Source organism: Fibrobacter sp. UWB4, from assembly GCF_002210345.1.
Taxonomy (GTDB): Bacteria; Fibrobacterota; Fibrobacteria; order Fibrobacterales; family Fibrobacteraceae; genus Fibrobacter.
Map to the genome: position 1 here is coordinate 1 of NZ_MWQI01000016.1, position 2,500 is coordinate 2,500.

2 rRNA genes (1 of these 2 cut by a window edge) are annotated in these 2,500 nt (G+C 58.0%); both read right to left on the bottom strand.

The window, feature by feature from the left end:
- Positions 1-3 precede the first annotated feature (3 nt).
- A 5S ribosomal RNA gene (rrf, locus tag B7990_RS14750) occupies positions 4-118 on the bottom strand.
- Between the two features lie 105 nt (positions 119-223).
- Positions 224-2,500, bottom strand: a 23S ribosomal RNA gene (locus B7990_RS14755) (it continues 629 nt past the right edge of the window).

Here is a 2,500-nt window from a genome sequence, read left to right on the forward strand (position 1 = left end):
TGAATCCAGCGGCGACCTACTCTCCCGGACCCGAGGGCCAGGTACCATCGGCGATCTGAGGCTTAACTTCCGTGTTCGGGATGGGAACGGGTGTGACCCTCACTCGATAACCGCTGAAACAAACTCATGCATGGAACCTAAACTCTTTTGCAATCGCCAGAATGCCGAAGCCAGGCGGGTCCGGGCTGCCCACGCGGGACAGTAGAACCAAATCGTTGAAAGAAAGGAAAAGCGTCTCACGGGCTATTAGTACCGCTCGGCTCAACGTGTCGCCACGCTTACACCTGCGGCCTATCGACGTCGTAGTCTCCGACGGCCCTTCAGGGGGTTGCCCCCGCGAGACCTGATCTTGGGAATGGCTTCACGCTTAGATGCCTTCAGCGTTTCTCCAATCCGAACATGGCTACCCGGCAATGCCGCTGGCGCGACAGCCGGTACACCGGAGGTTCGTCCGTCCCGGTCCTCTCGTACTAAGGACAGCTTCCCTCAAGTCTCGAACGCCCACACCGGATAGGGACCAAACTGTCTCACGACGTTTTGAACCCAGCTCGCGTGCCGCTTTAATTGGCGAACAGCCAAACCCTTGGGACCTTCTCCAGCCCCAGGATGCGACGAGCCGACATCGAGGTGCCAAACCTCCCCGTCGCTATGAACGCTTGGGGGAGATCAGCCTGTTATCCCCAGAGTACCTTTTATCCATTGAGCAACGGCCTTTCCACGCTGTACCGCGGGATCACTAAGCCCTACTTTCGTACCTGCTCGACGTGTCCGTCTCGCAGTCAAGCTCCCTTATGCCTTTGTGCTCTGCGCGCGATTGCCGACCGCGCTGAGGGAACCTTTGGATGCCTCCGTTACCTTTTGGGAGGCGACCGCCCCAGTCAAACTGACCATCAGACACGGTCCCTGTCCCGGATGACGGGACGAGGTTAGATCTCAAAACGGGCAAGGGTGGTATTTCAAGGACGGCTCCCCGACGACTGGCGTCGCCGGCTCGTAGCCTCCCACCTATCCTACACATGCCAGCCCTAAAACCAATGTCAAAATACAGTGAAGGTTCATGGGGTCTTTCCGTCCAGGTGCGGGTTGCCGGCATCTTCACCGGCACTGCAATTTCGCCGAGTCCCGGGAGGAGACAGTGCAGAAGTCGTTACACGATTCGTGCAGGTCGGAACTTACCCGACAAGGAATTTCGCTACCTTAGGACCGTTATAGTTACGGCCGCCGTTTACCGGGGCTTCGATTCAGGGCTTCGCTTGCGCTGACCCCTCCTGTTAACCTTCCGGCACCGGGCACGTGTCAGACCATATACGTCCACTTGCGTGTTAGCATGGCCCTGTGTTTTTGGTAAACAGTCGCTTCTGCCGTTTCCCTGCGACCTCCAGATGCTTCCCGCTGTTCACGGTAACAACCGGAGGCTCCCCTTATCCCGAAGTTACGGGGTTAATTTGCCGAGTTCCTTCTCCCGAGTTGTCTCGAGCACCTTAGGCTATTCGCCTCGTCCACCTGTGTCGGTTTACGGTACGGGCCTCCGTTCGCTCCCTTAGCGGTTTTTCCTGGCACGGTCCATCGCGGCGCCCCTTCCGGCCGAAGCCTTCCGGGGGTCCGGAGCCTGGGGCTTGTGCAGGGGGGATTTGCCGCCCCTGCGCCTCGCACTCCTTCAGCGGCATCCATCGGCCGCCCCGTGAATTCCCATGCGTCGCCGCGTCGGTAGTGACGCTTATCGGAGGGTCCAGGAATGTTCACCTGGTTGTCATCGGCTACGCCTCTCGGCCTCGTCTTAGATCCCGACTGACCCCGGGAGGATTATCCTTGCCCGGGAACCCTTGGACTTACGGTGTGCGGGTTTTTCACCCGCATTTTCGCATACTCATGCCAGCATTCTCGTTTCCGGTGCCTCCAGCGGGCATCGCCACCCGCCTTCCCAGGCCTGCGGAACGCTCTCCTACCGCTCCCGTTGCCGGAAGCCCACGACTTCGGTGACGTGCTTAGTCCCGATCATTTTTGGCGCGGAGCCGCTTGACCAGTGAGCTATTACGCTTTCTTTAAAGGATAGCTGCTTCTAAGCTAACCTCCTGGCTGTCTGTGCAGCTCCACATCCTTTCCCACTTGGCACGTACTTGGGGACGCTTAGTCGGTGGTCAGGGTTGTTTCCCTTTCGTCTACGGATCTTATCACTCGCAGGCTGTCTGCCATGCATCGCGTTCACGGTATTCGGAGTTTGATAGGGTTTGGTAAGCGGGTGTGCCCCCTAGTCCTGCCAGTGCTCTACCCCCGTGAAGCTAACATGACGCCATACCTAAATATGTTTCGGAGAGAACAAGCTATCGCCCAGTTTGATTGGCCTTTCACCCCTACCCACAGCTCATCCGAACACGTTTCAATGTATATCGGTTCAGCCCTCCACGGAATGTTACTTCCGCTTCAGCTTGGCCATGGGTAGATCACTAAGGCTTCGTGTCTGCCGTGTACGACTGGTCGCCCAGTTGAGACTCGCTTTCGC